This is a genomic window from Clostridium subterminale, assembly GCF_039521425.1.
Taxonomy (GTDB): Bacteria; Bacillota; Clostridia; order Clostridiales; family Clostridiaceae; genus Clostridium_J; species Clostridium_J subterminale.
On the sequence record NZ_BAAACI010000001.1, the window covers coordinates 887,472 to 910,920 of the forward strand.

The 23,449-nt window shown below is 27.9% G+C and carries 32 protein-coding genes and 1 pseudogene; all 33 read right to left on the minus strand.

What is annotated here, in order from left to right:
* Positions 1–59 precede the first annotated feature (59 nt).
* Positions 60–1,139, minus strand: coding sequence for a DNA-processing protein DprA (gene dprA, locus ABDZ93_RS04495; protein ID WP_343824012.1), 1,080 nt, complete (start codon positions 1,137–1,139; stop codon positions 60–62).
* Between the two features lie 18 nt (positions 1,140–1,157).
* A pseudogene (locus ABDZ93_RS04500) lies at positions 1,158–2,045 on the minus strand (YifB family Mg chelatase-like AAA ATPase); the annotation flags it as partial.
* A gap of 89 nt (positions 2,046–2,134) precedes the next feature.
* Positions 2,135–3,736: a recombinase family protein gene (locus ABDZ93_RS04505; RefSeq protein ID WP_343824014.1), complete on the minus strand. Its 1,602-nt coding sequence runs from the start codon at positions 3,734–3,736 to the stop codon at positions 2,135–2,137.
* Between the two features lie 232 nt (positions 3,737–3,968).
* Positions 3,969–4,169 carry a BhlA/UviB family holin-like peptide gene (locus tag ABDZ93_RS04510; RefSeq protein WP_343824016.1) on the minus strand — a complete coding sequence of 67 codons (201 nt, stop codon included), beginning with the start codon at positions 4,167–4,169 and terminating at the stop codon, positions 3,969–3,971.
* Positions 4,170–4,185: 16 nt separating this feature from the next.
* Positions 4,186–6,141 carry a phage tail spike protein gene (locus tag ABDZ93_RS04515; RefSeq protein WP_343824018.1) on the minus strand — a complete coding sequence of 652 codons (1,956 nt, stop codon included), beginning with the start codon at positions 6,139–6,141 and terminating at the stop codon, positions 4,186–4,188.
* Positions 6,123–6,899, minus strand: coding sequence for a hypothetical protein (locus ABDZ93_RS04520; protein WP_343824020.1), 777 nt, complete (start codon positions 6,897–6,899; stop codon positions 6,123–6,125). Before ABDZ93_RS04520 ends, ABDZ93_RS04515 begins: the two co-directional genes overlap by 19 nt.
* A gap of 51 nt (positions 6,900–6,950) precedes the next feature.
* Entirely contained in the window at positions 6,951–7,688 is a 738-nt protein-coding gene (locus tag ABDZ93_RS04525) for a hypothetical protein (RefSeq protein WP_343824022.1), read from the minus strand.
* A 15-nt stretch (positions 7,689–7,703) separates the two neighbouring features.
* Positions 7,704–9,392: a phage tail tape measure protein gene (locus ABDZ93_RS04530; protein ID WP_343824024.1), complete on the minus strand. Its 1,689-nt coding sequence runs from the start codon at positions 9,390–9,392 to the stop codon at positions 7,704–7,706.
* Between the two features lie 43 nt (positions 9,393–9,435).
* Entirely contained in the window at positions 9,436–9,687 is a 252-nt protein-coding gene (locus ABDZ93_RS04535) for a hypothetical protein (protein ID WP_343824026.1), read from the minus strand.
* Positions 9,688–9,764: 77 nt separating this feature from the next.
* A complete protein-coding gene (locus ABDZ93_RS04540) occupies positions 9,765–10,253 on the minus strand; it encodes a hypothetical protein (protein ID WP_343824028.1) in 489 nt (162 codons plus the stop codon).
* A 114-nt stretch (positions 10,254–10,367) separates the two neighbouring features.
* Complete coding sequence (locus ABDZ93_RS04545) at positions 10,368–10,934, minus strand: hypothetical protein (protein WP_343824030.1); 567 nt, start codon at positions 10,932–10,934, stop codon at positions 10,368–10,370.
* A 15-nt stretch (positions 10,935–10,949) separates the two neighbouring features.
* Positions 10,950–11,306, minus strand: a complete 357-nt coding sequence (locus ABDZ93_RS04550) for a hypothetical protein (RefSeq protein ID WP_343824032.1) — start codon at positions 11,304–11,306, stop codon at positions 10,950–10,952.
* 11 nt (positions 11,307–11,317) lie between these two features.
* A complete protein-coding gene (locus ABDZ93_RS04555) occupies positions 11,318–11,632 on the minus strand; it encodes an HK97 gp10 family phage protein (protein WP_343824034.1) in 315 nt (104 codons plus the stop codon).
* Positions 11,629–11,946, minus strand: a complete 318-nt coding sequence (locus ABDZ93_RS04560; protein WP_343824036.1) for a hypothetical protein — start codon at positions 11,944–11,946, stop codon at positions 11,629–11,631. The genes ABDZ93_RS04555 and ABDZ93_RS04560 overlap by 4 nt, the downstream gene beginning before the upstream one ends.
* A 14-nt stretch (positions 11,947–11,960) precedes the next feature.
* A complete protein-coding gene (locus ABDZ93_RS04565; RefSeq protein ID WP_343824038.1) occupies positions 11,961–12,251 on the minus strand; it encodes a hypothetical protein in 291 nt (96 codons plus the stop codon).
* 71 nt (positions 12,252–12,322) lie between these two features.
* On the minus strand, positions 12,323–13,126 hold the full coding sequence (locus ABDZ93_RS04570) for a N4-gp56 family major capsid protein (protein WP_343824040.1): 804 nt from the start codon (positions 13,124–13,126) through the stop codon (positions 12,323–12,325).
* A gap of 125 nt (positions 13,127–13,251) precedes the next feature.
* A complete protein-coding gene (locus ABDZ93_RS04575) occupies positions 13,252–13,917 on the minus strand; it encodes a capsid assembly scaffolding protein Gp46 family protein (RefSeq protein WP_343824042.1) in 666 nt (221 codons plus the stop codon).
* Positions 13,918–13,997: 80 nt separating this feature from the next.
* A complete protein-coding gene (locus ABDZ93_RS04580; RefSeq protein ID WP_343824044.1) occupies positions 13,998–14,891 on the minus strand; it encodes a minor capsid protein in 894 nt (297 codons plus the stop codon).
* On the minus strand, positions 14,878–16,194 hold the full coding sequence (locus tag ABDZ93_RS04585; RefSeq protein ID WP_343824046.1) for a phage portal protein: 1,317 nt from the start codon (positions 16,192–16,194) through the stop codon (positions 14,878–14,880). The genes ABDZ93_RS04580 and ABDZ93_RS04585 overlap by 14 nt, the downstream gene beginning before the upstream one ends.
* 24 nt (positions 16,195–16,218) lie before the next feature.
* Entirely contained in the window at positions 16,219–17,949 is a 1,731-nt protein-coding gene (locus tag ABDZ93_RS04590; protein WP_343824047.1) for a phage terminase large subunit family protein, read from the minus strand.
* A gap of 60 nt (positions 17,950–18,009) precedes the next feature.
* Entirely contained in the window at positions 18,010–18,219 is a 210-nt protein-coding gene (locus tag ABDZ93_RS04595) for a hypothetical protein (protein ID WP_343824049.1), read from the minus strand.
* 2 nt (positions 18,220–18,221) lie between these two features.
* Positions 18,222–18,869, minus strand: coding sequence for a recombinase family protein (locus ABDZ93_RS04600; protein WP_343824051.1), 648 nt, complete (start codon positions 18,867–18,869; stop codon positions 18,222–18,224).
* Positions 18,870–19,117: 248 nt separating this feature from the next.
* Positions 19,118–19,567 carry a phBC6A51 family helix-turn-helix protein gene (locus tag ABDZ93_RS04605; protein WP_343824053.1) on the minus strand — a complete coding sequence of 150 codons (450 nt, stop codon included), beginning with the start codon at positions 19,565–19,567 and terminating at the stop codon, positions 19,118–19,120.
* Between the two features lie 199 nt (positions 19,568–19,766).
* On the minus strand, positions 19,767–19,943 hold the full coding sequence (locus ABDZ93_RS04610; protein ID WP_343824055.1) for a hypothetical protein: 177 nt from the start codon (positions 19,941–19,943) through the stop codon (positions 19,767–19,769).
* On the minus strand, positions 19,943–20,116 hold the full coding sequence (locus ABDZ93_RS04615) for a hypothetical protein (RefSeq protein WP_343824057.1): 174 nt from the start codon (positions 20,114–20,116) through the stop codon (positions 19,943–19,945). Before ABDZ93_RS04615 ends, ABDZ93_RS04610 begins: the two co-directional genes overlap by 1 nt.
* A gap of 67 nt (positions 20,117–20,183) precedes the next feature.
* Positions 20,184–20,714: a hypothetical protein gene (locus ABDZ93_RS04620; protein WP_343824059.1), complete on the minus strand. Its 531-nt coding sequence runs from the start codon at positions 20,712–20,714 to the stop codon at positions 20,184–20,186.
* A gap of 86 nt (positions 20,715–20,800) precedes the next feature.
* Complete coding sequence (locus ABDZ93_RS04625; RefSeq protein WP_343824061.1) at positions 20,801–20,965, minus strand: hypothetical protein; 165 nt, start codon at positions 20,963–20,965, stop codon at positions 20,801–20,803.
* Entirely contained in the window at positions 20,965–21,267 is a 303-nt protein-coding gene (locus ABDZ93_RS04630) for a hypothetical protein (RefSeq protein WP_343824063.1), read from the minus strand. The genes ABDZ93_RS04625 and ABDZ93_RS04630 overlap by 1 nt, the downstream gene beginning before the upstream one ends.
* 4 nt (positions 21,268–21,271) lie before the next feature.
* Positions 21,272–21,421, minus strand: a complete 150-nt coding sequence (locus tag ABDZ93_RS04635; RefSeq protein WP_343824065.1) for a hypothetical protein — start codon at positions 21,419–21,421, stop codon at positions 21,272–21,274.
* A 29-nt stretch (positions 21,422–21,450) separates the two neighbouring features.
* Positions 21,451–21,690 carry a hypothetical protein gene (locus ABDZ93_RS04640; protein WP_343824067.1) on the minus strand — a complete coding sequence of 80 codons (240 nt, stop codon included), beginning with the start codon at positions 21,688–21,690 and terminating at the stop codon, positions 21,451–21,453.
* A gap of 53 nt (positions 21,691–21,743) precedes the next feature.
* Positions 21,744–22,322, minus strand: coding sequence for a GIY-YIG nuclease family protein (locus ABDZ93_RS04645; protein WP_343824069.1), 579 nt, complete (start codon positions 22,320–22,322; stop codon positions 21,744–21,746).
* 40 nt (positions 22,323–22,362) lie between these two features.
* Positions 22,363–22,692 (minus strand): hypothetical protein, encoded by a 330-nt coding sequence (locus ABDZ93_RS04650; RefSeq protein ID WP_343824071.1) that lies wholly within the window; start codon positions 22,690–22,692, stop codon positions 22,363–22,365.
* Position 22,693: 1 nt separating this feature from the next.
* Positions 22,694–23,290 (minus strand): hypothetical protein, encoded by a 597-nt coding sequence (locus ABDZ93_RS04655; protein ID WP_343824073.1) that lies wholly within the window; start codon positions 23,288–23,290, stop codon positions 22,694–22,696.
* Between the last annotated feature and the right edge of the window lie 159 nt (positions 23,291–23,449).

Genomic DNA, 23,449 nt, shown 5'->3' on the forward strand with positions numbered 1-23,449 from the left:
ATCTCATTGCAAGTCATAATATACAAACTTTATCAAAGATTTCATAAATTTTTAATTTTTTATTTATTAATTCTAACATAAAAGTTTCCACTTAAACATAAAATCTCCTCTTTTACTTGCAACTCAAATAATAACTTATATAATCGATTAATGTCAATATCAACTAATTTAATTATTTTATCAATATGTATAGGATTATCATCTATAATTTGATATATTCTTTCCTCTAATTTACTTTTTACAGTAGTTATAATTCTATTATCCATCCAAACCTTAGAAATATTCAATAAATTTAACACATCCTCTATGTCTGTGTAAACATATGCACCATCTTTTATTAATTTATTAGTTCCTTTACTTTCACTTGAGAATATACTTCCTGGCACAACAATTATATTTTTTCCTTGCTCTAATGCTGCTCCCACAGTAATTAGCGTACCACTCTTCTCTCCACCTTCAGTTACAATTAATAATTCACATATACCACTAATAATTCTATTTCTCATAGGAAAATTTCTACTTAGAGGTGGTGTTCCTAACGGAAACTCACTAATTATACACCCATCCTTTTCTAATATTTCATGATATAGTCTATAATTTTCTTTTGGATATATAACGTCAATGCCACTACCCAAAACTGCAACTGTGTTAATTTTATTTTTTATTGCAGCTTTATGGGCTACAGAATCAATGCCTTTAGCCATACCACTTACAATATTTATTTCGTAAGGACTTAGCTGCTCCACCATGCTATTAGTTACATCTATACCATATCTAGAACACTTCCTAGAACCTACAATAGAAATATTCTTTTTTTCATTGATCATTGAAATATTTCCCTTATAAAACATACCAAAGGGTGCATCATCATACTGTAATAAGCTTTTAGGATAATCTACATCGTTTATGGTGCAAATATTTATATCCTTAAGTGGCTTATATTCTTGAGAAGCTAACTCTTCAATTTTTATATAAGATTTTTGAAACTTTTCAACAATTTTTTCAGGCAATAGTGTCATATTATCATTAAACACTATTTTTCTCAAGGTATCAAAATCATTATATTTATGATAAATACATTTTTTTATATTATTAGATACTTCTGTAGTAATAATCCATAATTTAAATAAATCAACCATCTATATTCTCCTAATTCGTTATATTATGTCTTCCCTTATATATTTTCTATATTGAAGTGCTTCAATAATATGATTTTCTTCTATGGATTTATTCCCCTCTAAATCCGCAATAGTTCTAGCTACTTTTAAAATTCTATTATAAACCCTAGTGCTAAGTCCGTATTTTTTGTAGGTATATTCAAGAACCCTACTAGAATTCTCATTAAGGTTACAATATTTTTTTATATGGCTAGTAGACATATTGCTATTATATTTTATAGATTCATTCCTAAATCTTTCTTTTTGTATCTCCCTGGCCCTTTCTATCCTAAGAAACATAATTTCTGATTTTTCCTCTTTTCTATCGCTATTTATAGCCTCATAGGATATAGAATTTACTGGGGTAAAAATGTCTATTCTCTCTAATAAAGGTCCCGATAATCTAGATAAATATCTTTTCACTTCACTATCACTACATTTGCATTGCCTAGTTTCACTTCCATACATTCCACAATTACAAGGATTCATCGCTGCTACAAGCATAAAATCTGCTGGATAAGTTATAGTTCCATTTATTCTAGATATTCTTACCTTCTTATTCTCTAAAGGCTGTCTCAGAACTTGGAGAGCTCTCTTATCAAACTCTAATATTTCATCTAGGAATAGCACTCCGTTATGAGCTAATGATACTTCTCCTGCAGAAGGATTTCTGCCACCTCCAATTAAAGCAGTACTAGTAATAGTATGATGAGGATTTCTAAATGGCCTATTTTCCATTAAGCCTTCTGCCTTAAGCTCTCCACTAATACTATATATCTTAGTAACTTCTAGAGCTTCTTCATCGTTAAGGGGTGGCATAATAGAAATAACTCTCTCTGCAAGCATGGTTTTTCCCGAACCTGGAGTTCCATACATAAGTACATTATGTATCAATGTCAAGTAAAGACTTAAAAAATAATAATAAAATATTTTTAAGTCTTTACACATAAATTATTTTCTATTCATTTACAAATAATTTATTCATTTAAAAATGTTTTAACATCTTGAATCATATTTTCTAAATTGGTTACTATCATTACTTCTTCTTGGTTAACATGAATTGTATCTATAATATCTATAAAATCTTCTTTACTTATTTCTTTTGTAGTTTTAATTTGTCTTTCAAGTTCTCTTTTTATATTTACTAATTCATTTTTAATATTAGAGTTTTCACTTACACCATTATCTAAATCATTAATTTCTTTTTCAATTTCAGTTATTTGATTATCTATAAATTCTTGCTTTTCAACAAAGTCCTTCTTATTCAAACCTCCATCCAAATATAAATCTAATAATCTATTCTTTTTACTTTTTAGATTTTTTATGTCTTCATTTTTACTATATATTATAGAAAGTAAATTTTGATTTTTTATTAACTCTTCATATTCTTTAATTTTAATTTCAAGTATTTCTTCTATAGATTTAAATTCTCTACATATATATAAGTAGAAATTTTTCAAACGTTCATCTATTTTCTCATTCAATTTTGCATCAGATAGATTTTTATTGTTACACTCATTAACTCCTTTGGCTTTCTTCTTACTACAATTATAAAATACTCTTCCTCTATCTATATTCCTACTGTAATTTGCTCCGCAACAATCACATTTTATTTTACCATTGTATATATTATCACCTTTATGCCTAGGTACTTTTCCATCCCTTGTTAATACTAATCTTTCTTTTTTAACTTCTTGAACTTTATCATATATTTCTTTAGTTATTATTGATGGTATTCTATCTGTTTCTTTATATATTATATTTTCTTCACTGTTTCTCTTTATTTTGCTAGTAGAAAATAGCCTAGGTGCAACATATTTTAATCTATCACTTATTCCACAATACTTAATATTTCTAAGAATATTATTTATTTGTGTTACTCCAAAATTTACTCCGTTCCTAGTCTTTATACCCCTAGAATTTAATTCATTTATAATCTTCCTTTGTCCTAGACCATCACTGCATAACTTATATATTAACCTTACTACTTCGGCTTCTTCTTCTATAATTTCCAATCTATTTTCTGATTTTATGTATTTATAACCATACAATCTGCCATTGGTAGATATTCTATCGTTGTTAATTGCACTTCTTCTGTGACCATTTATACCTTTGGAAGACTTATCTCTACTTTCTTGTTCGTCCATAGTAAATAATATATTCAATATCATTTCATCTTCTGGGTTTTCTGTAGACTTGTTAATATCATTAAAAATTACAAATACTCCATTCTTTTTTAATTCTCTTATTATGCTTATTACTTCTATGTTTCTAGCAAATCTACTTGTATTTGTTACATATATATAATTAAACTTACTCTTTCTATATCTATTAGCAGTATAAACATATGTATTATTAACCTTATCAATGTCAACACCTGCCATGAATAACATTCTATTAAATTCTTCTCTCTTACTAAAGTTTGTACCTGTTAATCCTTTATCTGCAAAAATCTCAATAAGATTATAACCATTTTCTTTACTTAATTGTTTTTTAAATGATTCTTTCTGATTTTCATAACTATTAACTTGGTCTAATTTATCTGTACTTACTCTACAATACGCAACTACTTTCTTCATATTATATGTTCCTCTTTTCTAATCCTATATTTTTTATTATATCATTTATATTTAATCTATTTTAATACCTTTTTACTTACATCAAGTATTTTCTTTAACTTATCTATTAATTCCTTGTCTTTATCTTTTTTCATTATATCACTCCTTCCATATTCTTACTAACTATGTAATCACCTAAAATAAAAAAGGTAACAAGTAAGATCAATTACTTATCACCTTTTTGAATTATGTATTAAACCATTTTATTTTTAATATCTTCTACGTCCTTTTTTATATCTTCTACTACTCCGAACTTGTCCGTAAGTGATGTAATAATCTCCTGGTATTTTGCTTCTCTAACCTTGCTATCCTTTAACATATAAAAGAATAAATAAACGAATAGAACTGCAAATATTCCGTAGGAAACTACCATTTTAATGATTTCACTTTCCATATAAAAACCTCCTCTCTTATGCTATAACTGTTAATTTAACAATTAACTTGTGATTTAAGTTGTGCCAGTTTTTATTAATTACATCATAGCCACTCATAAAACCATATATAAGTACTCTTCCTGCGACTTTATCTATTTGTTGTACATATGTCCCCATAGAGCCAATAACCCCTAATCCACTCGGTACATCATTCGCCATAGCTTCACTTATACTAACAGTTGCATTAATATCTTTACCTCTAAATTCGCTAGGTAAAGTAACCCACTTTGTAGAATAACCAGTACCACTTCCACTATAAGATGGAAATAAGACTGTGGTATTATAACTTAAATGATGGTATTCTCTTTTAGAAGTTCCTACCTTATTATAAAATCCACTTGCATCACATCTAGTTATAGAGCCATCATTATTCTTCCACTCAGAATAACTTCCAGTATGAGTAGCAACATCTCCACTTCTTCCACCTATGCTAAAAGCTCCATTGGATAAGTTTATAGATACACTACCATCTATACTAGAAAGTACACCTGTTTTTATGAGATTGGCATTTAATACTCCTGTTGTAATAAAATCTGCTACTATAGCCCCATCCATAGTTATAGCAGTTCCAAATGTACCATTATATCCAGTAGAACTATACCCCAATCCCTTTACATTAAATCTCCATACTTTAGTAGCAGTATTGACATCCTTAGTATCCATTACTAAAATTTCATTTGGTCTGACTATTACATAACTATCTTTCAATCCTGCTTTAATTAAAGCACTAGCTGATTCTTTAGCTTGTTGTAATATTTCATCACCGTCAGGTATCCTCTCTAGTTCTTTAATAATACTTGCTATACTTACGCCCTTATTAATTAAATTAGAATTACTTAGTTCTATTTCATTTACCATCTGTCTTAATACATCATATTTCTTTTTAATGGCTCTAACATTTATATTAATATTTAATTTATCTTCTATAACTGCTACTGTATCACCAAGATAGCATCTTTCTAGTATTGCATAGTCTTTATATTCTTCTGTCTTTTCTAGTTGCACAAAACTTACCCTATAACTAGCCTGTAATTCATCAATATGTTTTTCGGTAAACTCTAATGTTGCCCTTCTAATTAATTCTGCTTGTGCTAATGCCAAAGTATCAAATATCATTCCTTCATCAGTACTAGAAGTATTTGCATCTTTAACTTTTACATCTTCGTACTTAATTTCAATAGTTTTGATTTTAGGATAATTACTAATAAGAGAACTATCTACATATCCACTTATAGTAATTCCATTAAATCCCTTTGGTTTAATCCGTGAGAATACGGAATCTATATTAGTTTCATATTCAAAACCTACCAAGTTCTTTCTACTTCTAACTTGGAATCCTCTATTAGTTCCAATTTTTTTATTTATATTAATTCTATATCCTCTTCTCTGTACTTCACACTTTCCCCATCTATTTTCAAAGGATTGGTCGGTATCATGAAGAGCTTTATATAAATTCATATTTTGATAATAAGCAGTATTATAAGTAGAAATATCTGAAAATACCTCTAAATCTCTAGCATATTGTTTATTAGTTTTATACTCATTAGAATTTTGAAGCATATAAGATATAGCACCTTGTCCATTTATATTAGTAGGTCTTACATCATCTAGGAATATGTCTAAAGAATCTGCAATGGTTATTTGACGAGCAAATACGTTTATATCTCTTCTATTAGGATTTACCTTTGCAATTCTAAATATTTCGTCCCCATAATCCATTCTTACTTTTAATATTGCTTCTTCGGTAATATGTTTATATAATCCATTATCATCAATGAGGAATGTAGCATCTAAAGTATAGTTACCACTTAAATCTTCTTCTGTTGTGCAATCTACACAGATATTATCCAAAATAGCTAGTCCATTGGAAGATAGAACTTTACTCTTAGGAGTATTTTTATTAAATATACTTATTAAGATATTTCTGGACATTGTAGCACCTCGCTTTCATTTATAAAAATTGGTTGATGTATAATTTCAATTTCATTTAATCCGTTTGTAGTTATTTTTATTTCATTTACACCTTTATTTAATTTAATATATTGCCCTTGAAATCTGGGATATATGTTTCTATTTCTATCTATCTTACTTACAATATATTTATTTTGACCATTTATATATAAACATTCCTTACTTTCTAAGTTAGTTAAAATCATTTTATTTCTATTGGTTAGATTTTCTATAGTTACACTACTGGTATTACTATCTATTAGATTAATACAAAGTTCAGTTTCTATAGAATCAATTGCATTACTTTTATTATCAATTTTTACAATTCTACTATCTCGTATCTTTTTACTATCACAACGACTATAAGCAAAAGCATTATCGACCATTGTAAAAATAACATCTAGTTCACCATTAGAAGCATTTTCTTTCCACCTATAACCTTTTCTAAATAACCCTTTATAGATCCTTTTTTGAAATTCTAAATCTCGGTCGCTTGAATGTCCAAATAACCATCTATTGATAAATTCTACTTCTACACCCTCTATCCGTTTAGATATTCCATTTTCATCTACTTTTCTAATTTGCAAGGGAACTTCTATATAATTACCTACATTTTCTAATAGTTCACCATCTTTTTTAACTCTTTTTTCTAATATAAATGTTGTGTCATATGGACTAAAAGAACATCTTTCTGCATCCATCCAATTATATTTAAATTCATTTTCTAATATATATCTCACTTTATCTCTTCCTCTCTTCTTTTAAATAAAAATAAGGTAGAGATAATTTCTCTACCTGTATAAGTTATCAAATTTTATAGTTGTGTTTACTACATTTTCAGATACAGTTATATTGCTATTTCCTACTTTTAAAGTTGGAAAATTACCTAACATATCCATTAATTTATTACTACCGTCAGCATTGGTACAAAGCATCAAATGAGAATTAATGTTTACTTGATTAACTACATTATTAATAGTTAATGTTTCATCATTAATTGTTAATTGAAAATTTCCATTACCGTATAAAGTTATAATAGGATTCACTTCAACAGTGCCTCGATTTTTTACAACAAAATTATTTTCTAAAAATGTTTTTAAATTTGTCATACCAACCATGAATGGCTTTACTATAAAAGTAATTTCAAACTCCCCATACATTTTTAACTCTTTAAATATATCTCCTAGGATAGTTCTTTTCACTTCAAAATATCTATCTTCTCTATCATAATATAACCTATTGTCTTTTATATCACTTAACCATAGTTTAATAGCATCTATCTCTTCCCAAAAATACTCAATATCTATCATTTTCAATTTAAACTTTATTTGTCTATCTATATATTCATTTTTTTTAGTAGTTAATATCTTACCTGTACCTGGTATTAACACCTCTTCAACTTCTTCATTCAAAGAAGGTATGGATGGGTATTCGCCAACTAATAAATTAAAGTCGGTTGCATAGTTTCTATTAAACCTAAAATCATGAGTTGGTGTATCTACACTATATATATCACTTGCTATATTCATTTATATACCTCCCCTCTAATATGCTAATCTTGGATTTCTTGTATTATATTTATCAAGTTCTTCTTGATGTGGAGCTACTACAGTTCTTGTAAATTCTCTACCATCCACGTTAATAATAACAGTCACTTGCAATAAGTCTTTAATCATATCCCTTAAATTATCTACAGGTATTACTGCTTCTGGATTATTTCCTTGTCCTTTATTGGCATCTCCAAATCCAAGTCCATTAGGTAATATTGTTTTCTTATTAAATATCGCACCGCTAGAGTACCAATCTACATTAAATTTAGGTATTCTAGGAGGTTTTAAGCTAAACTCACCTGTTACTCCTATATGCGGTAACTTTATATGTGGTATCTTTATCTCTGACAATCTTAAATTACTAAAGAAATCTTTAACTTTATTTAACCCTTCACTAACTTTATTTGCCATATCCGATAATTTTCCACCTGTTGCATTATCCATGGCATCGAAAGCCATTCCCCAAGACTTCTTCATGCCTTCTCCTACAAGACCTACAACACCTTTAATCCCACCGCCATGTTCTTCAATTTTATTTTGCATCGCACTCCAAGCCTGAGAGGTAGTTTCTTTCATGTTATTCCAAGTCTCTGAGGTTTTCTCTTTAATGTTATTCCATTTTTCACCTATCCAGTTACCTAGTTGAGATGCCTTTTCTTTAATGGTATCCCAATTTTGATACAATAAAACCCCTACTGCTATAACCGCTCCTATAACTGCTATAATAGCTAATATAGGAAGTGCCATGGCTGTAAATGATATTCCACAAGCACCTGCAACGGTAGCTAATCCACTTAGCATAGCTATTAACCCTGGTAAAAATGCAACTACTAATCCACCGACCAATATTACTTTTTGCATGGTTGGACTTAAATTACCAAACCATTGTGCCATTGCAGTAATTGCTTCAACAACCTTTAAAATCATTGGTAATAAAGCTTCACCTAAAGTATCTTTCATACCGTCCAACGACATTTGCATTTGTTTATATTTACCTTCAGGTGTATTAGCAATAGCTTCATTTACACCACCTAAGTTTTGCCCTAAAACTTCAGCCAACATTGCAGCTCTTTCTTGTTCCGTTCCCATTTTTAAAACTTTTTCTTGTGCTTCACTTAAAGTAATACCATATCTGCTTAAAGCACTAGTGTTTCCAGTCATTACTTTACCCACGAGATTTGCGATTCCCATTGCATCCTCTTGCGTAGCATTTACACCTTTTTGGTTCACAATTAGGTCTAGCATGGAAGAAGATAAAGTTTTAATTGAATCACTAGTTAAGTTAAAAGTCGCTAGTTGTGCCATACCCGTTTTAGTTACATCATCGTCTACAACTCCTACGCCTTCTAATGTAGTTGCATATTCCTTCAGTTCCTCTATCTGTGACTGAGTTGCTTTTCCAGTGGATTTAAAAATGGCTTCTAACTTAGCATTAGAACGGTAGATATCATCTAGTCCTTTTACACAATCCATAGCAAAGTTTTTAACAACATTAATAGATAATGCACCTGCTATACTCTTACCTAATCCACCCATAACTTTTCCGACTTTTCCACTTTTGCCTTCAAGTTTTTCCATGGAGTTTCCAGTTGCATCAACCTGTTTGTCCACCTTTGATAATCCATCTAATACTTCTCTGGAATTGAGTTTAATACTACCTTGCAAATCAAATACATCACTCATTTTTCTCACCTCCCTTTTTATTAAAATAAAAAAGAGAGATTATCTAATTAACTAAAGCTAAACTAGATAAAGTCTCTAATGCACTATTTCTTATTTTTTCTTTTTCTACTTGTGATATCTCTATATTATTAGTTTTCGGTATTCCACCAATTTCAGATTTATAATCTATATAAGACATTGTTTTTCCAGTAAATTGCAATAATATATTATCAAAGCAATATCTCATATATGTCCTATCTTCTATAAATCCTTCTATGACATTCGTGATAATATATATAGAATCGTTTAGATCCATTTTTTCTATATAACTTAAGCAACCAGTTTTAAGAAGAATATAATCTAAATTAATGCTTATATCTTCAAGCTGATTGCTTATTTGAAAAAACTTATAATACTTTTACATTTAACAATTTCTTTAATCATATAAATAGTTTTATCTAACTCTTGTGTTTCAACTTCTTTTACACTTTTATTAAATATAGTTGCTAATGCTTTATATACCTCTTTTTCTGCACTTGGCAATTTACTTACAAACTCATATAAAATATCTGTTCCTAAACTATTTTGTTTTTCTTCTAGTGCAACTAATTTTTCTTGTATTCCATTATCTTTAAGTAATATTTTATTACTTATTATTTCTTTATCATCATCACTTAAAATAATATATTCATCTTTTCCACCACAATCTTCTAAAATTAATTCTCTTAACTTTCTATATTGTTGTTCAGATTCTTGTTGTATCTTAGTAAATTCTCCAATAACCTTTACTAATTCATTTTTCATATTTAATTTATTTATTACTCTTAACACCATCATTGCTTCAGTTGTTGTTATTATTAATTCATTATTTTCATTTATCATTTTTACTAACTTCCTTTCTAACTTTTAATAATTCTATTAATCTTCTAGTCTTCAAAAATAGAAGACTAAATTAAATCATCAATACAAATAAAGAGATAGATTTTACTCTATCCCTTAAATTACTGCTTTAGGCATATAAACTCTAAATGGTTTTTCGTTGCTATTAAACTTATAACATCCGTTAAATGTCATAGCAGTACTAGCTTCATCATTGTCTTTGGTTTCAAACCCAATACCTTCTGCATTGTAGGAATTCAAAATATGTATAATAATTGGGTCAGAACTTCCATGTTTTTGACCTACTATCAACAAGTCTTTATAATCAGCAACATCTATTGTATCAGATGGTTCATATACATCAAACTTGGTAGATGTATTTTCAACCTTCTTTATTAAACTAGCTTCTAATACAGTTTTATTAAAATCAAGTATTTCTGCTTCTGCTTTTACATCCCATTTCATAACTCTTTGTAAACCTGCTATCTTTCTTTCCAAAGCTCCACAATGTTCAATATCTCTAATCTCGGGTTTGGCTTCAAATTTTAAAGAACCTTTAGCAAGACCTAATTCTTTATCCTTTATAGTGGTCATTACTGTATCTAGTCCAGTAGTTAAGTCAAATGTTCCGTAATACAGAACTGCACTATCAACCAAGATATTCATATCTTTAATATCACTCATTTCAACACGTCCTTTCTAATATTTTAAAATATAAAATTGTAGAACTATATTTTGCTTATCTTCATCTATATAACTAGAATAAAAAGCATTTTGTTTTATAATTCTACAACTTAAAAAATATGTTTTATTTAATTTTTGTTCTAATTCCATTGCCAATCTTTGCATATCTATTTTTTTATTTTTATTACCCACTAATCTTAATTCTAATGTTAAATCATTTCGATAAGTATTATCTTGGATAGAGTCACCTATCTTTGCAACTATACCTATATTGTTAACAAAATCAAAATCACTCGGTAATTCATCTAAAAATAAATTTTCATAGTTAATTAGATTAATTATATTCTCTTGTACAACTTCTAAGTCTACCATTTAAGCACCTCCTACTCTATTTCTTTTAAGTGCTTTTTAAGGATTTCTACAACTTGGTCATGGTTTTCTCTTAAGGTATCTCGTAAATAAGAGGTATTTTCAAACTCAACTTTTGGAGCATATATTAAATCAGAACCCCAAACAATTTCAGTTTTAGATCCATCTCCCTCTACAGAAGTTCCTATACTTTTTTTTAAATCTCCTGTTTTTACTGGTGTATTCGCTTGAATATTAGCTAACTCAGTAATAGAGATTTCCTCAGATGCTTCTTTTACTGCATCTTTATATTTATCCATCACTTTTTTTAAATTGTTTACTTTCTTCATGATATCACCTCCACGTCTACAGATTTAATCGCATATAGATTATATGTATTCCAAGGAATAGCTTTATCTATAGAATAAGTTTTATTATCCATAACAATAATATCCTTAACATTTAAAAGTTCATCACAATACATCTGAAAATCTGCTATTATATCTTCACCAAATGTATATTTAATAGCTTTAATATCCATCGGTTGTATATTTACTCTATAACTATTTCCATCTTTTTTATAACCTTCTACTAGTTTCCCTATTTTATTTTTCTCTTTAGTTTTAGTAGTGGTTTCTATAGTTTTATTTTTAAAAAATATCATATCATTCACCTCTACTAATAAAGCCTAATAAAAGGTCTAGGAAGTAATAATCTTACTTCTTCACTTATAAAAGAATTGGAGTTACTATTAAAACTAATAGATTGTCCTCCTTGAGAAATAGAGCTAATATTAGATATTCCATTATTAACTTCAATCATATTTTTATAGTTATCTATTATTACTTTAATTGCCATAACATAATTAGATTTAATATAATCATCTGTCCATTTTTCTTTACCTACAACATTCAAGTAATTTTTAATAGAATTTATTGCTATTGTTTCTAATTCTAAATCAGTATACATTATTATCATTCTCCTCTCTTTTTAAAAGATAGGGTAGAGGAGATTATTCCCCTACCTTTACTAATTATGTATTAAGCTTCAGTTGTTACTATTTTTACACACTTAGTTGCATCAGCAAGATATGCTACATAATGATGAGTTCCATACCAAGTTGATTTTGCATGACCTGCATCTCTGTCTTCTTCAATGTTTGTAGCCTTCTTTAATTTAATTCCTAATGCTCCTGCTTTCACAATTACATTAGTAAATTTATTAGTTACCTTTTTAACTTTTCCTGATACAACGATTTGACATCCTGCTATTTCACCGATAACACCTGTCATAACTACTTTGTCTCCCATTTCACTTGCTCTTATAAACATTGGGTCTTTTAACATAGCAGTCTTTTGGTCTGGTGCTATAAATAATACTTTTGCTTCATCATCTTCTTCACCGAATAAGCCTACACCGTCTACAATGTCATCATAAGTTAATTGAGCAACACATGTTTTAGTTAAACTAGCTGTTTTTAAAGCTGTATAACAATCACTATCAATTCCATCAAGTATAGATTTTTCTAGTTGAGACTTTCCTTCATTTACAACTTCCTGTCCTCTTCTTCCAACTTCTTCATCAGTTAATGTAAATCCATTACCTGCTTTTACAACTTTTACGTCTTGAGAAGTCATTGTTAAATCTGAAGTTGGAATTTGTCCACCTTCAGCTACCTTAACTGCTTCACCAATATATCCATATTTTTCAACGGTTATAGTATCCCCTGCTTGTCCTTGTAGAGTTGTATCTACTTTAGCTAAAGGAGCGAATTTTAATTTATTTGGAAGTGATGCTCCTATTACTTCACCTAATACTTTGTTATTAATTAATGTATTTGCCATATTACAATTACCTACCTTTTTAATTTTATAGTAGTTATTTTTCTTTAACGTCTAATTCAAACTTTTAAAAAGACATAAGGAAAGACAATTAATTGTGTATATATCATTTCAACACTCCTAATTGCCTACTTCATTATTTCTTCATATTCTTCAGGATTTTCATTTGCAAATTTCTGTTGTTCAATAAATCCCATCTTTAATAATTCATCTTTAGTCATAGTTTTTATGTTTAAATCCTTATTATTCTTAGGCTTATAACTAGATTCATTCAATCTTTCATTTACCTTCAAATTAGTATTACTAGATATTATGTCAGTAAAGAACTCTATATTTTTAGTAATATCTTCTTCGTTTTCAGATAAGATAAATTTCATTAATCTAGTATCTAAACCTTTTTCACTTAAAGTATCTTTATACTTAGATTCTAAGTCTTTCATTTTCATTTGTTTTTCCATAGCTTCATATTTGGCTTGTATTTCTTCAAGTGCTATCTGCTCTGGAGTTTTACCTTCATTTGATTTAGACTTTATAGCTTCATCAATCAGCTTTTGAAGGTTATTTTCTTTAAAAGTATTAACCCCCTTAGATACTGCTCTATCTTTTTCACTAGTCCAGTAACCTTTTATTTCTTTATTCTCTTGCAAGAGTTTTGTAAAGTCCTCTAATGCTATTCCATTAACATCAAAGTCCTTAGCTAAAGACTTTATTTCTTCATGTTCTTTTATAGTATCAAGCACTTCTGCTTCATCCTCTAAATTCTCTATTAATTTTAATAATTCATTTTTCTTCATTTTAAAATCTCCTTTCGCCCTAAGTAGTATTTATATCCTACCTAGTTCATAAAATATTTTTCTACATAAAAATAGACCCTTTAAAGGTCTTGTTCTTCTTTCCATCCCTTATAAGTTTTATAATCTATCTTCTCTTTTGTTTTATTATCTAATCGTTTTGAAGGTCTATAATTTTCATTTGGTAAACTAATATAACAACACCTACACCCGATGTGAGTATCATCAATTGGTATAGGTCTACTATCATCATCAGTTCTAAAAACCTTACCATCTAGTGATGCATCATAGTCCTCGGTCTTATCATCTAGTGTAGCTGACCACATAACATATTCAATATTATGTTCCGCTTGAAATTCTTCGTTAACTTGATTCATAACTCTAGCTGTTTCATTCTGTACTAATCTTTTAGTAACTTTGGCATTAGAATTAAATCTTGTTTTAATTACCTTCTCAATCTCATTTAGATTTATTTCACCATTTAGAAACTTTTTAACTTCTACTCTTAGAGCTTTAGCAACTTGATTTTTATTATCCCAAATCCTATCACTGTAATTTTTACCCTCAATGGTCTTTTCAATAATCCCAATGAGTGTTTTGTCAGTGACTTTTTTAAGTTTAAAATCAAGTCCTAAAGATAATGTATAGGAATTAGAATAATATTTATCTAATCCTATTGTAGTTAATACATCCTTAGCCTTAGATATTTCATCTTTTGTTTGTGATTTGAAAATATCATTTATAATATCATCTAGCTTCTTATTAAGTTTTAATTTATCAGTGCTGCTTAAATTTAAGCTATTATCTTCTATGTTATTATTTAATAATATTTTGCCTATCTCGCCTAATAATTTATCTCTATCTTTTTTATGGATGCTTAGAATTTTACTAATTTTAGCGTCACACACTTTATATAATTCTTGATTAAATTCCTCAGTTAAATCCACATAAAATTGTTGATCTTTAGATAGCTTCATCATCTTCACCTTCAATATTATCTAAATCTACGTCACCACTCATCAAGATATCATTAATTTTCTTCTGATACTCTGCTATTAATACATCTTCTTCAAGCTTCCTTATTAATTCTTCTCTACCATTAGTAACGTTTGATAGCCTTTCTAATCCAGTTTGAATGGATAATTTACCATTTAATTGGCTTACTATCTGAGCAGTTTCTACATCATTACTAGGCAAGTTTAATTGTGGCATTATAAGAACATCTTTATAGTTATAATTAGCACCATTTGCAATATTAAGATACTTAAATAGAAACTTCAATCTAGTTCTTATACAATTAATTAAACACTGATTTTGAGTCGTTATCTTTATTCTTAAACAGTTCATTCTTGTGGCTAACATAGTACCAGAAGTATTGGATTGAATTTGGGTCTGATTATCTATGTGTTGGGCAACTCTATAAATATCTTCCTTAATAATATTTCTATATGTATTATAAAAATCACTAGATATATTCTTTACTAAAAATCCTACATCACCTTTTTCTGGAACTTGTAATATACCCATTTCTTTCATCTTTCTAGCATCTTCATCCTCTATATCTGTACCTATCATTTTTAAATAAGCTAATCTAGTATCACCTATTTCGTTACTCCAATCACTCATAAGTAACTCATAATTGTCTTGTAAAGATTTAATATTATGATATAAAGTATCTGATATACTATTGGGTAAAATTGAAATTCCTACTGGACATTTTTTAAAATAGTGTTCTTTTGGTTCTTCTACCTCTTTAAAATCTTCATTAAAATGATATATATATTCATCATCTATAACATCCATATATAATGTATCATCTAAATCTTTATAGTAGAAATACATAAACATCTCCGCTTCATTATCTTGATTTTTATAAGCTATAGAATTTAAAGGGGTATATGTACTAATCTTAAATTCTCTTTCTTCATTTGCACCTTCTATATAATATAGTTCATAAGCTTCAGAAAAAGTTAGCATGGTATCAGCTAGTTCAGTATCTAGTATTTCATTATAAACATTATTATTTATCTCTTTTATCATTTCATTATTACCACTTTTACTACTATAAGTTATTGGCATCCCCACCATAAAACTAACTTCTTCAGCAATAAATGTTTTAATATAGTTGTCTTGTAATACTCTATTACTTCTATCTGTCTTAATATAACCATTTACAATATCAGTTTTTCCTATTTTATAGTTATACATTTTCTGATATGTATTTTGATTATCTTTATATTTCTTGTACATCTTTTCAGCAATTTCTTTATTATATAACATTTACTTCACCTCCTATTTTTCGCATTAAAAAAGACAACTTCTATGTAATAAAGTTATCTTACTAATTGTTTTTATTTCTTTTAATCTATTAACACATTCGGCTACTACATCTACAAAATCATCATGAACACTATACTGTTGCCCCTGAAAATCTAATATTTGTTTAATTGCATCTTTACTATCTTCACAATCTTTATTAAATATTATCTGTCCATTATTTACTTGGTCAACTATAGTAGATATTTTTTCATCCTTATTTTTACGTTGCATTTCATTAATCCATTCAAATCTTCTATTTCTTAATTTAGGATTTTCAGATATCAACTCTTTTATTTTGGTTACATCTGCTCCTTGAAAAGTATTCTTCTCAATGTAAATATGTGTTATATCTTCGTGATTTTCTAATAATTCAACTACTTTTTTACAATATTGATTAAATTCAAATTTCTGCATAACAATATCTCTAATATAATTAAATCCAGTACTAGAAGTAGATCCTATCACCATTGCCGTGTAGTCTGATTTTTTCTTAGTTGTTGAAGCAGGGTCAACACAAAGCATAGTCTTGTTATAAAAAATATCTTTAAAATAATCTTCACTTTCTTCTCTAACAGATTTAAACCACTTCTCACCTATTGAACTTGCATCATTCATTAACTCACTCATGAAGGACATTCTATTTTCCCAATAAGGAATAGCTAAATCATTAAAACAATCCCATTTTTCTTCCCATAACACAGGAAACTTCATCTTTACTTTATGGTTTATATAAAATTGTTTGGCTGTTTCTTTTGAGTTTTCATCTTTATCATTAAAGTAAAGTTTTTTACAATTCAACCATAAATCACTTTCAAAAATATCATCTACAGTTTTATCATCATTTATAATTATTGCTCTTTTTAGCATAGTAAAATAATCTTTATTTCTACTCAATCTACTCATTAGACAGTCTATATGTAATACAGTTCCAATAGAAATTATTTTTGTCGCTGATTTTATTTTTTCACCTTTTCTATATACTGCCTTATCTCCAACCTGTTCAATTTCTTTAGTCCATCTATTATATTTCTTTTCTCTAGCATCGTCTGTTAGTATATCTTTCTCGTCTTGATAATCGTCTGCTATTACTACTGTTGGTCTAATACCCTTCCAGTTAGCACCTCTAACGGATGAAGCAGAACCGATAGCCCTTATATATACACCATTAGTAAATTCAATCTCATTAGCATTTACTTTAAATTTTCTATTATTAATAAGTAATCCGAAATTATCAATTATCTTTATATTTTCTTTAAAAACCTTCTTTATTGAATCTACAAACTGAATAGCATCATCATCTTTTTTAGCTCCTAGTAAAGTGAACTTAGATTTTTTATAGCAGATTAACCATACAGAAATCGCTAAATCAAATATAGTTGTTTTCGCAAATCCACGAGGACAAATAATATTAACTTTATCATATTTATCACCTATAAAAGTATCGTTAGCTAATTCCCACATCTCATAATGTGATGATGAAAGTTGTCTAGCTTCATTGGTATCTTTAACAATAAAAATATCTGATAAATAGTATTCACAGAAAAATGCTATATCCTTTTTCCCTAATAAATTTGCAACTTCATCTAGATTATTTCTATTCTTCTCAAGAAGTGCTATAGCATCTTCATTATTATATTTCTTAGTAAGATATTTCTTAAGTAGATAAACTTCAAACTTAGATTCTGTTTCAAATTCTTTATCATCATAGTAAATCACTATAACACCTCCTATTATTTAATTTTTTGCATTAAAAAAGAACCTATATAAATAGGCTCTCTACTTGAATAGTTTAAATAAATCCCAAATACTAAAGGTAGTCTTTCTATATACTTTATTGTACATAGCTTTTTTAGGATCTCTTATCCATCCCATTCCTTTTTTACCGTAGCCAGGTATAATAGCTTTTTTAACTTTTCTTTTCAATTGACCTGTTGTCCTGGCTTTGATGGATTTCTTAATGCTAGGTTTTCTCATTCCAATTTTCATAATTATTTCCCCTCATATTCTTTTTTATATCTATAATATGTCGGCTTAGTTATTCCTAATAATCTCATGCACTCAGTTGGTTTAATATCACCAGTAAGAACTCTTTTATATTCTTTACTAAATTTATTAAAATCTAAAGCTCTTGGTCTACCATAATCCGACCATTCATTACGAGCTTTTTTAGCTTCAATTCCTTCACGTTGTCTTTTAGACCTTTTCTCCATTTCAGCATGAGCAAATGAAGCATACATTTCCAAAAGCATATTATTTATAGTTTCCATCATCATTTTAGACATATTATTATCATTAGGTAATTCAATTAAAGTAGTTGGTATTTCCAAAACCATTAATCTAATACCTTTTGATTGCATATCCCTAATTTCATTTAATGTAAGTTGCTTATTTCTACCAAGTCTATCTAATTCAGTAACTATTAACGATACTTCATTACCTTGGTTAATTTGAAATAACATTTCTTCTTTCATGCTTTTGTATCCTGGTCTTGAAAAGTTTTTTCCAGTACATTGGTCAGTAAAAATCGAATGATGAAGACTAATTTTTCTATCTTGTATAAAATCATTTATTGACTTTATACCTCTATCTAAATGTTGGTCAGTAGTTGAAGTTCTATGATAAGCAAAGTATAACATTTTAATACCTCCTTGAGTTTTAAAAATTATAAAAAATTTTATGTAGCTAACCACCACAAATTACAAGGGGTATATTTTAGAAGTACCCCCCTCTATCTTTTCTTTATAGCTATATTCTACTCTTAAGGTATCAAAATGTCAACACATACTTTCGATACTTTTTAAATTGTTTTTACCCTTTATAAATGGCTTAAGTAGGTTATCATTTTATAGTATCGTTAAGTATACATTTTGATACTACCAATACACTAAGCACCTTTAGTCTTCACCTTTGGTATTACTATATTATCTTCTTGTATCTCTTCTAATAAATCATCGAGGTCTTTAGACTTATCGTCTTTATTACTCTTATCTTCTGTAGTCTGCTCTATCTTAGTTGTAGTGTTACCTAACTTTCTATCTACTATATACTTATTAGCTTCAAATCTTTTGGGGTTATCCTTGTCATTAGCTATCTCAGCTATATTTCTAATAGCCATATCTAAGTATATTGATAATTTATTCTGTGCTTCTGTCATTCTACCATCATTAAAAACCTCTGTACGTCTTTGCAGTTCTGCCTTAAATTCACCATTATTATTTAACCAATTATAAACTGTCTTTGATGCTACTCCTACCTGACTTGCAATCTTCTCTTTGCTAAGGTTTCCCATAATTAATAAATCTATAACTTCATTTTGTTTTTCTGTTAATGCCATTATTATCACCTCCATTTTACTTACAAATTTACAATACAATTTCACCAATTTTACACACTATATATGGTATATAAATCAAATTCAAACTCATATTAACCACAATATATAGTATGCACATTATCTATTAAATAATAATTATTATTGCTGAAAATAAATAATACAAAAGAGCCTACTAATACTAGTAGGCTCTATCTACTATTTATTCTATTATATTTACCCACACTCTTAAAATACTTTTATCTTTATCATTATAAATTATCACATTATATTTTCTAAACTTGTCCTTAAACTTCTTAACTTCATCCAAGGCTCTTATGTACTCAGTATTATTAGTATAAAAATACTCATGCATATATGTCTTATTAATCTCAGCCATTATATATTCACCTCAATATCATATGTAATGAATCCATGATTATCAGCACTATAATATACAATATTATCCTCACCAAATTCACTCTTAAATACTTCTATATCACTCCAATATTTTTTCCAATCTTCATCATTGACTAAATTATAAACATGGTGATAATACTTTCTAACTTTCATTTTAGAAACACCTCTTTTTCTACACAATAAAAGACACCCATTATGGATGCCTTATTTTAATCTCTCTTTAATTTTTTGCTCTATTAATTTTATTATCATCTTCTATATCATTTATAGCAATCTCTTTAAGTATAGCAGAATTATTATTAATCTTATCCGAGATAATCATTTCATTTTCTAATTCATCTAAAACATTAATACATATATTATATGCATTAACTTTTCTTTCACTTTCTAAAAAAATACTTATTGTTTTTAAAAAGAATATATATAGCATTATACTAAACATGCAAAAGCCTATGAATAGAAAAATTTCAGACTCTTTTAATAAATTACCAAAATAAAAAGTAACGATAAATGATATAAATGATACAGTTAAACCTAAAGCCATTTGAAAATATGGTGATTTAATACTCTCTAGATTATTTTTAACTCTCTCTTTTTCTATGCGAATTTCAGACTTATTATTTAATGTTTTCAAATATATTTCTTTGCATATTTTACGTAATTCTTCATATTCACTACGTGACTTTATACTTGTTATGTCATATAATATATCCTTATATTTATCAAGACGCTTGAAATCTTTTTTAGACAAATCTATCACTCCTCATAAAATATTTAAATTTCACTAAATCTCTATATTCTACAAGAAGTTATAAAAACCTCTAAAATATTACAATTCTATACATTGTAAACTTCCAATAAAATTGCAACAACATTCCTATCTCTATCAAGAACTTCCACCGTTGAAAAATTACAATGTTGTTCCCTTAGAAGTTCAATTTCTTTTAATGCTACTTTATAATCCTCTTGTCCATTTATATCCCACGTATAATTCTTAATCATTACTTAAACACTCCAACTCTAGGCTCAATAATAGTAATAACACTTATTCTATCTTCTTCTAATTTAATATCATCAATCATGGTAGCTATATTCTCAAGAATACTTGCCTTATCATCATAAAGTTTTCTAACTATCTCTTTTCCATCTTTAGTGTTTATTCTTATTTTCTTACTCATATCTTCATATCTAATTTCTTTAGTATCAATTAAAATATCTGCTATCCACATCCCCATTTCTTCTTTAGTTTTAAATTCCTTAATTTCTTTTACTCTATCTTTATACTCAATTCTTATATATTCCATATTTCTATCTCTCCTCTATATTCTTTCTTTTATTTTCTAATTCAACTTTTTTAAGGTCTAACCAACTTCCAATAACTCCCCCAATTTTAAAGAATCCACATAATAGCATCATTGCTAAAATCCCTAATAATATAAATCCTAATCCTTCCATCATCTTTCTTACCTCTCTTTTTTTTATTTCAATTATTTATTTTCATACAACTTATTTTTTACCCATCTAGTACTCTCTAAGAGCTTAGTATAGTTACAAGTTATATCTCTAAAACCACTTTTAGCACTTAAATATTCCATAATTACATCATTGAAATTCTCTTGATTTTCATTGCATAGAAACATTACTCTTCCATTTTCATTAACAACTTCTAATTCTAAATCATTTAATCTAAACCAAATTGCTTCATCTAAATTTTTACATTCATACATTTCTTTCACCTCTTTTTATTATTATTTGACTCTCAAATGAGAATTAAAAAATATTATAAATTCTCATTACACAAAGCTTTATATTTACACTTGTAATAGTCTAGTCCTTCCCACTTTTGCCACAAATCTTCTACATCCTCATCCCACTCTTCCATATCTAAATTCTCTGCAATATTGAATCGAGGAACATTACGTTGTATAAGATTATACTCAACTAGATATGCAGTTTCTCGGTCACTACACAATATGTACTCTATTCTATCTAACTCTAATAAACTAAACCATTCCTTTAACCTTATATCCTCTAACTTATCCGACATTAATCCATTTGACATATAGTTAGCTATTCTAAGCTTCAGATTACCCGTACTGCCAATCCTTAATATCTCTCCACTTTTTGAAATAAATCTATAAACACAGTTAAACGAATCTTTGTTATTATAGAACTTCCACTTATCTTTATTTTTTTGATAATAATTTTTAAAGTATTCTGGATTATCTTCCCTTTGTCTTTTGCTTTCTCTTCTTCTTCTTTCTTTAAATAAAGGATTATTTTTATTCATTTCCTTTATTCTCTCTTTATTTTTTAAATACCACTGTCTTTTATATTCTTTTCTTTCTTCGCTTTCCATCTTCTTTCTTTCTACACCTCTTCCTAAATTAATCCAACTCTTAAATAGTCCTAACAAAATCTATAAATCTGTAATCTTGGTCAAATATCACATATCCTTGTCCCCACAAACAACTATCCATATGTACTGCATACTTGCAAAATAAACCTCTATCCTTATACTTCTCTAATTCACGAATATTAGATTTTATATCTTCCCAAGAATCCTTTAATTCAACTTCTTGTAATGCTCTATTATTATTAGCAATTTGTTGTTCAATAGTATTTACTTTTCCTATTATTTCATCATTCAAGAATTCCATATCATATTCATTCATTATGTACTCTTCAAGTTTTTCTAATGGAGTTAATTCTTCTTCAAAATAAATCATGTTATTCTACTTCCTCCACTCTATTTTCATTAAATAGAATTAAATATTTTACATCATCTTCATATAAAGTTAATATCATATCTTCACCGTTATAAACGTGATATTCTTCAATTTCACTTAAATCAAATAGGTCTACTCCTTGATGACATAACAATCCATTCATGATATAAAAATCATTATCTTCTTTACACTCTTCTAACATATCTATAAGTACTTTCTCTAATGTAGATGCTCTATGAATTTCATCATCTTTTTCTTTTAATATAAACATCACAATATCAACATACTCTTTTATTTCTAAATAACTTTTATTCTCTTGTGTTAATAATTTAATTCTTACAATTAGATAATCATAGTCATTAATGTATGCATGTAATTCACATATATTTTCTGAGTCTACAATATAATCTACTTTTCTTCTCATGTGTAACTCATCTTGTATGCTCTTACATATAGCATTAGCTACTTTTTTATTTTTCTCCATTCTTATATTTTTGTTCATTTCTTTCATTACTTTTTCTGCAATCTCTTTTCCGTTCACTTTAACTTCAAATTTAAATACTTCTTTTTCCATTCTTACATCCTTCTTTCTTTTCATTTAATTTATTTTTTTATATAATAAAAGACTCTTATACAGAGCCTTAAATATCTTATAGAAAGGTGGAGGATTTTTTAGAGAGAACCCTTCAGAAACTCTATGAGCAATCTAGCACAATTACAACTTTTTATAGTAGGTTGTTACTACTGTCAAGTGTAT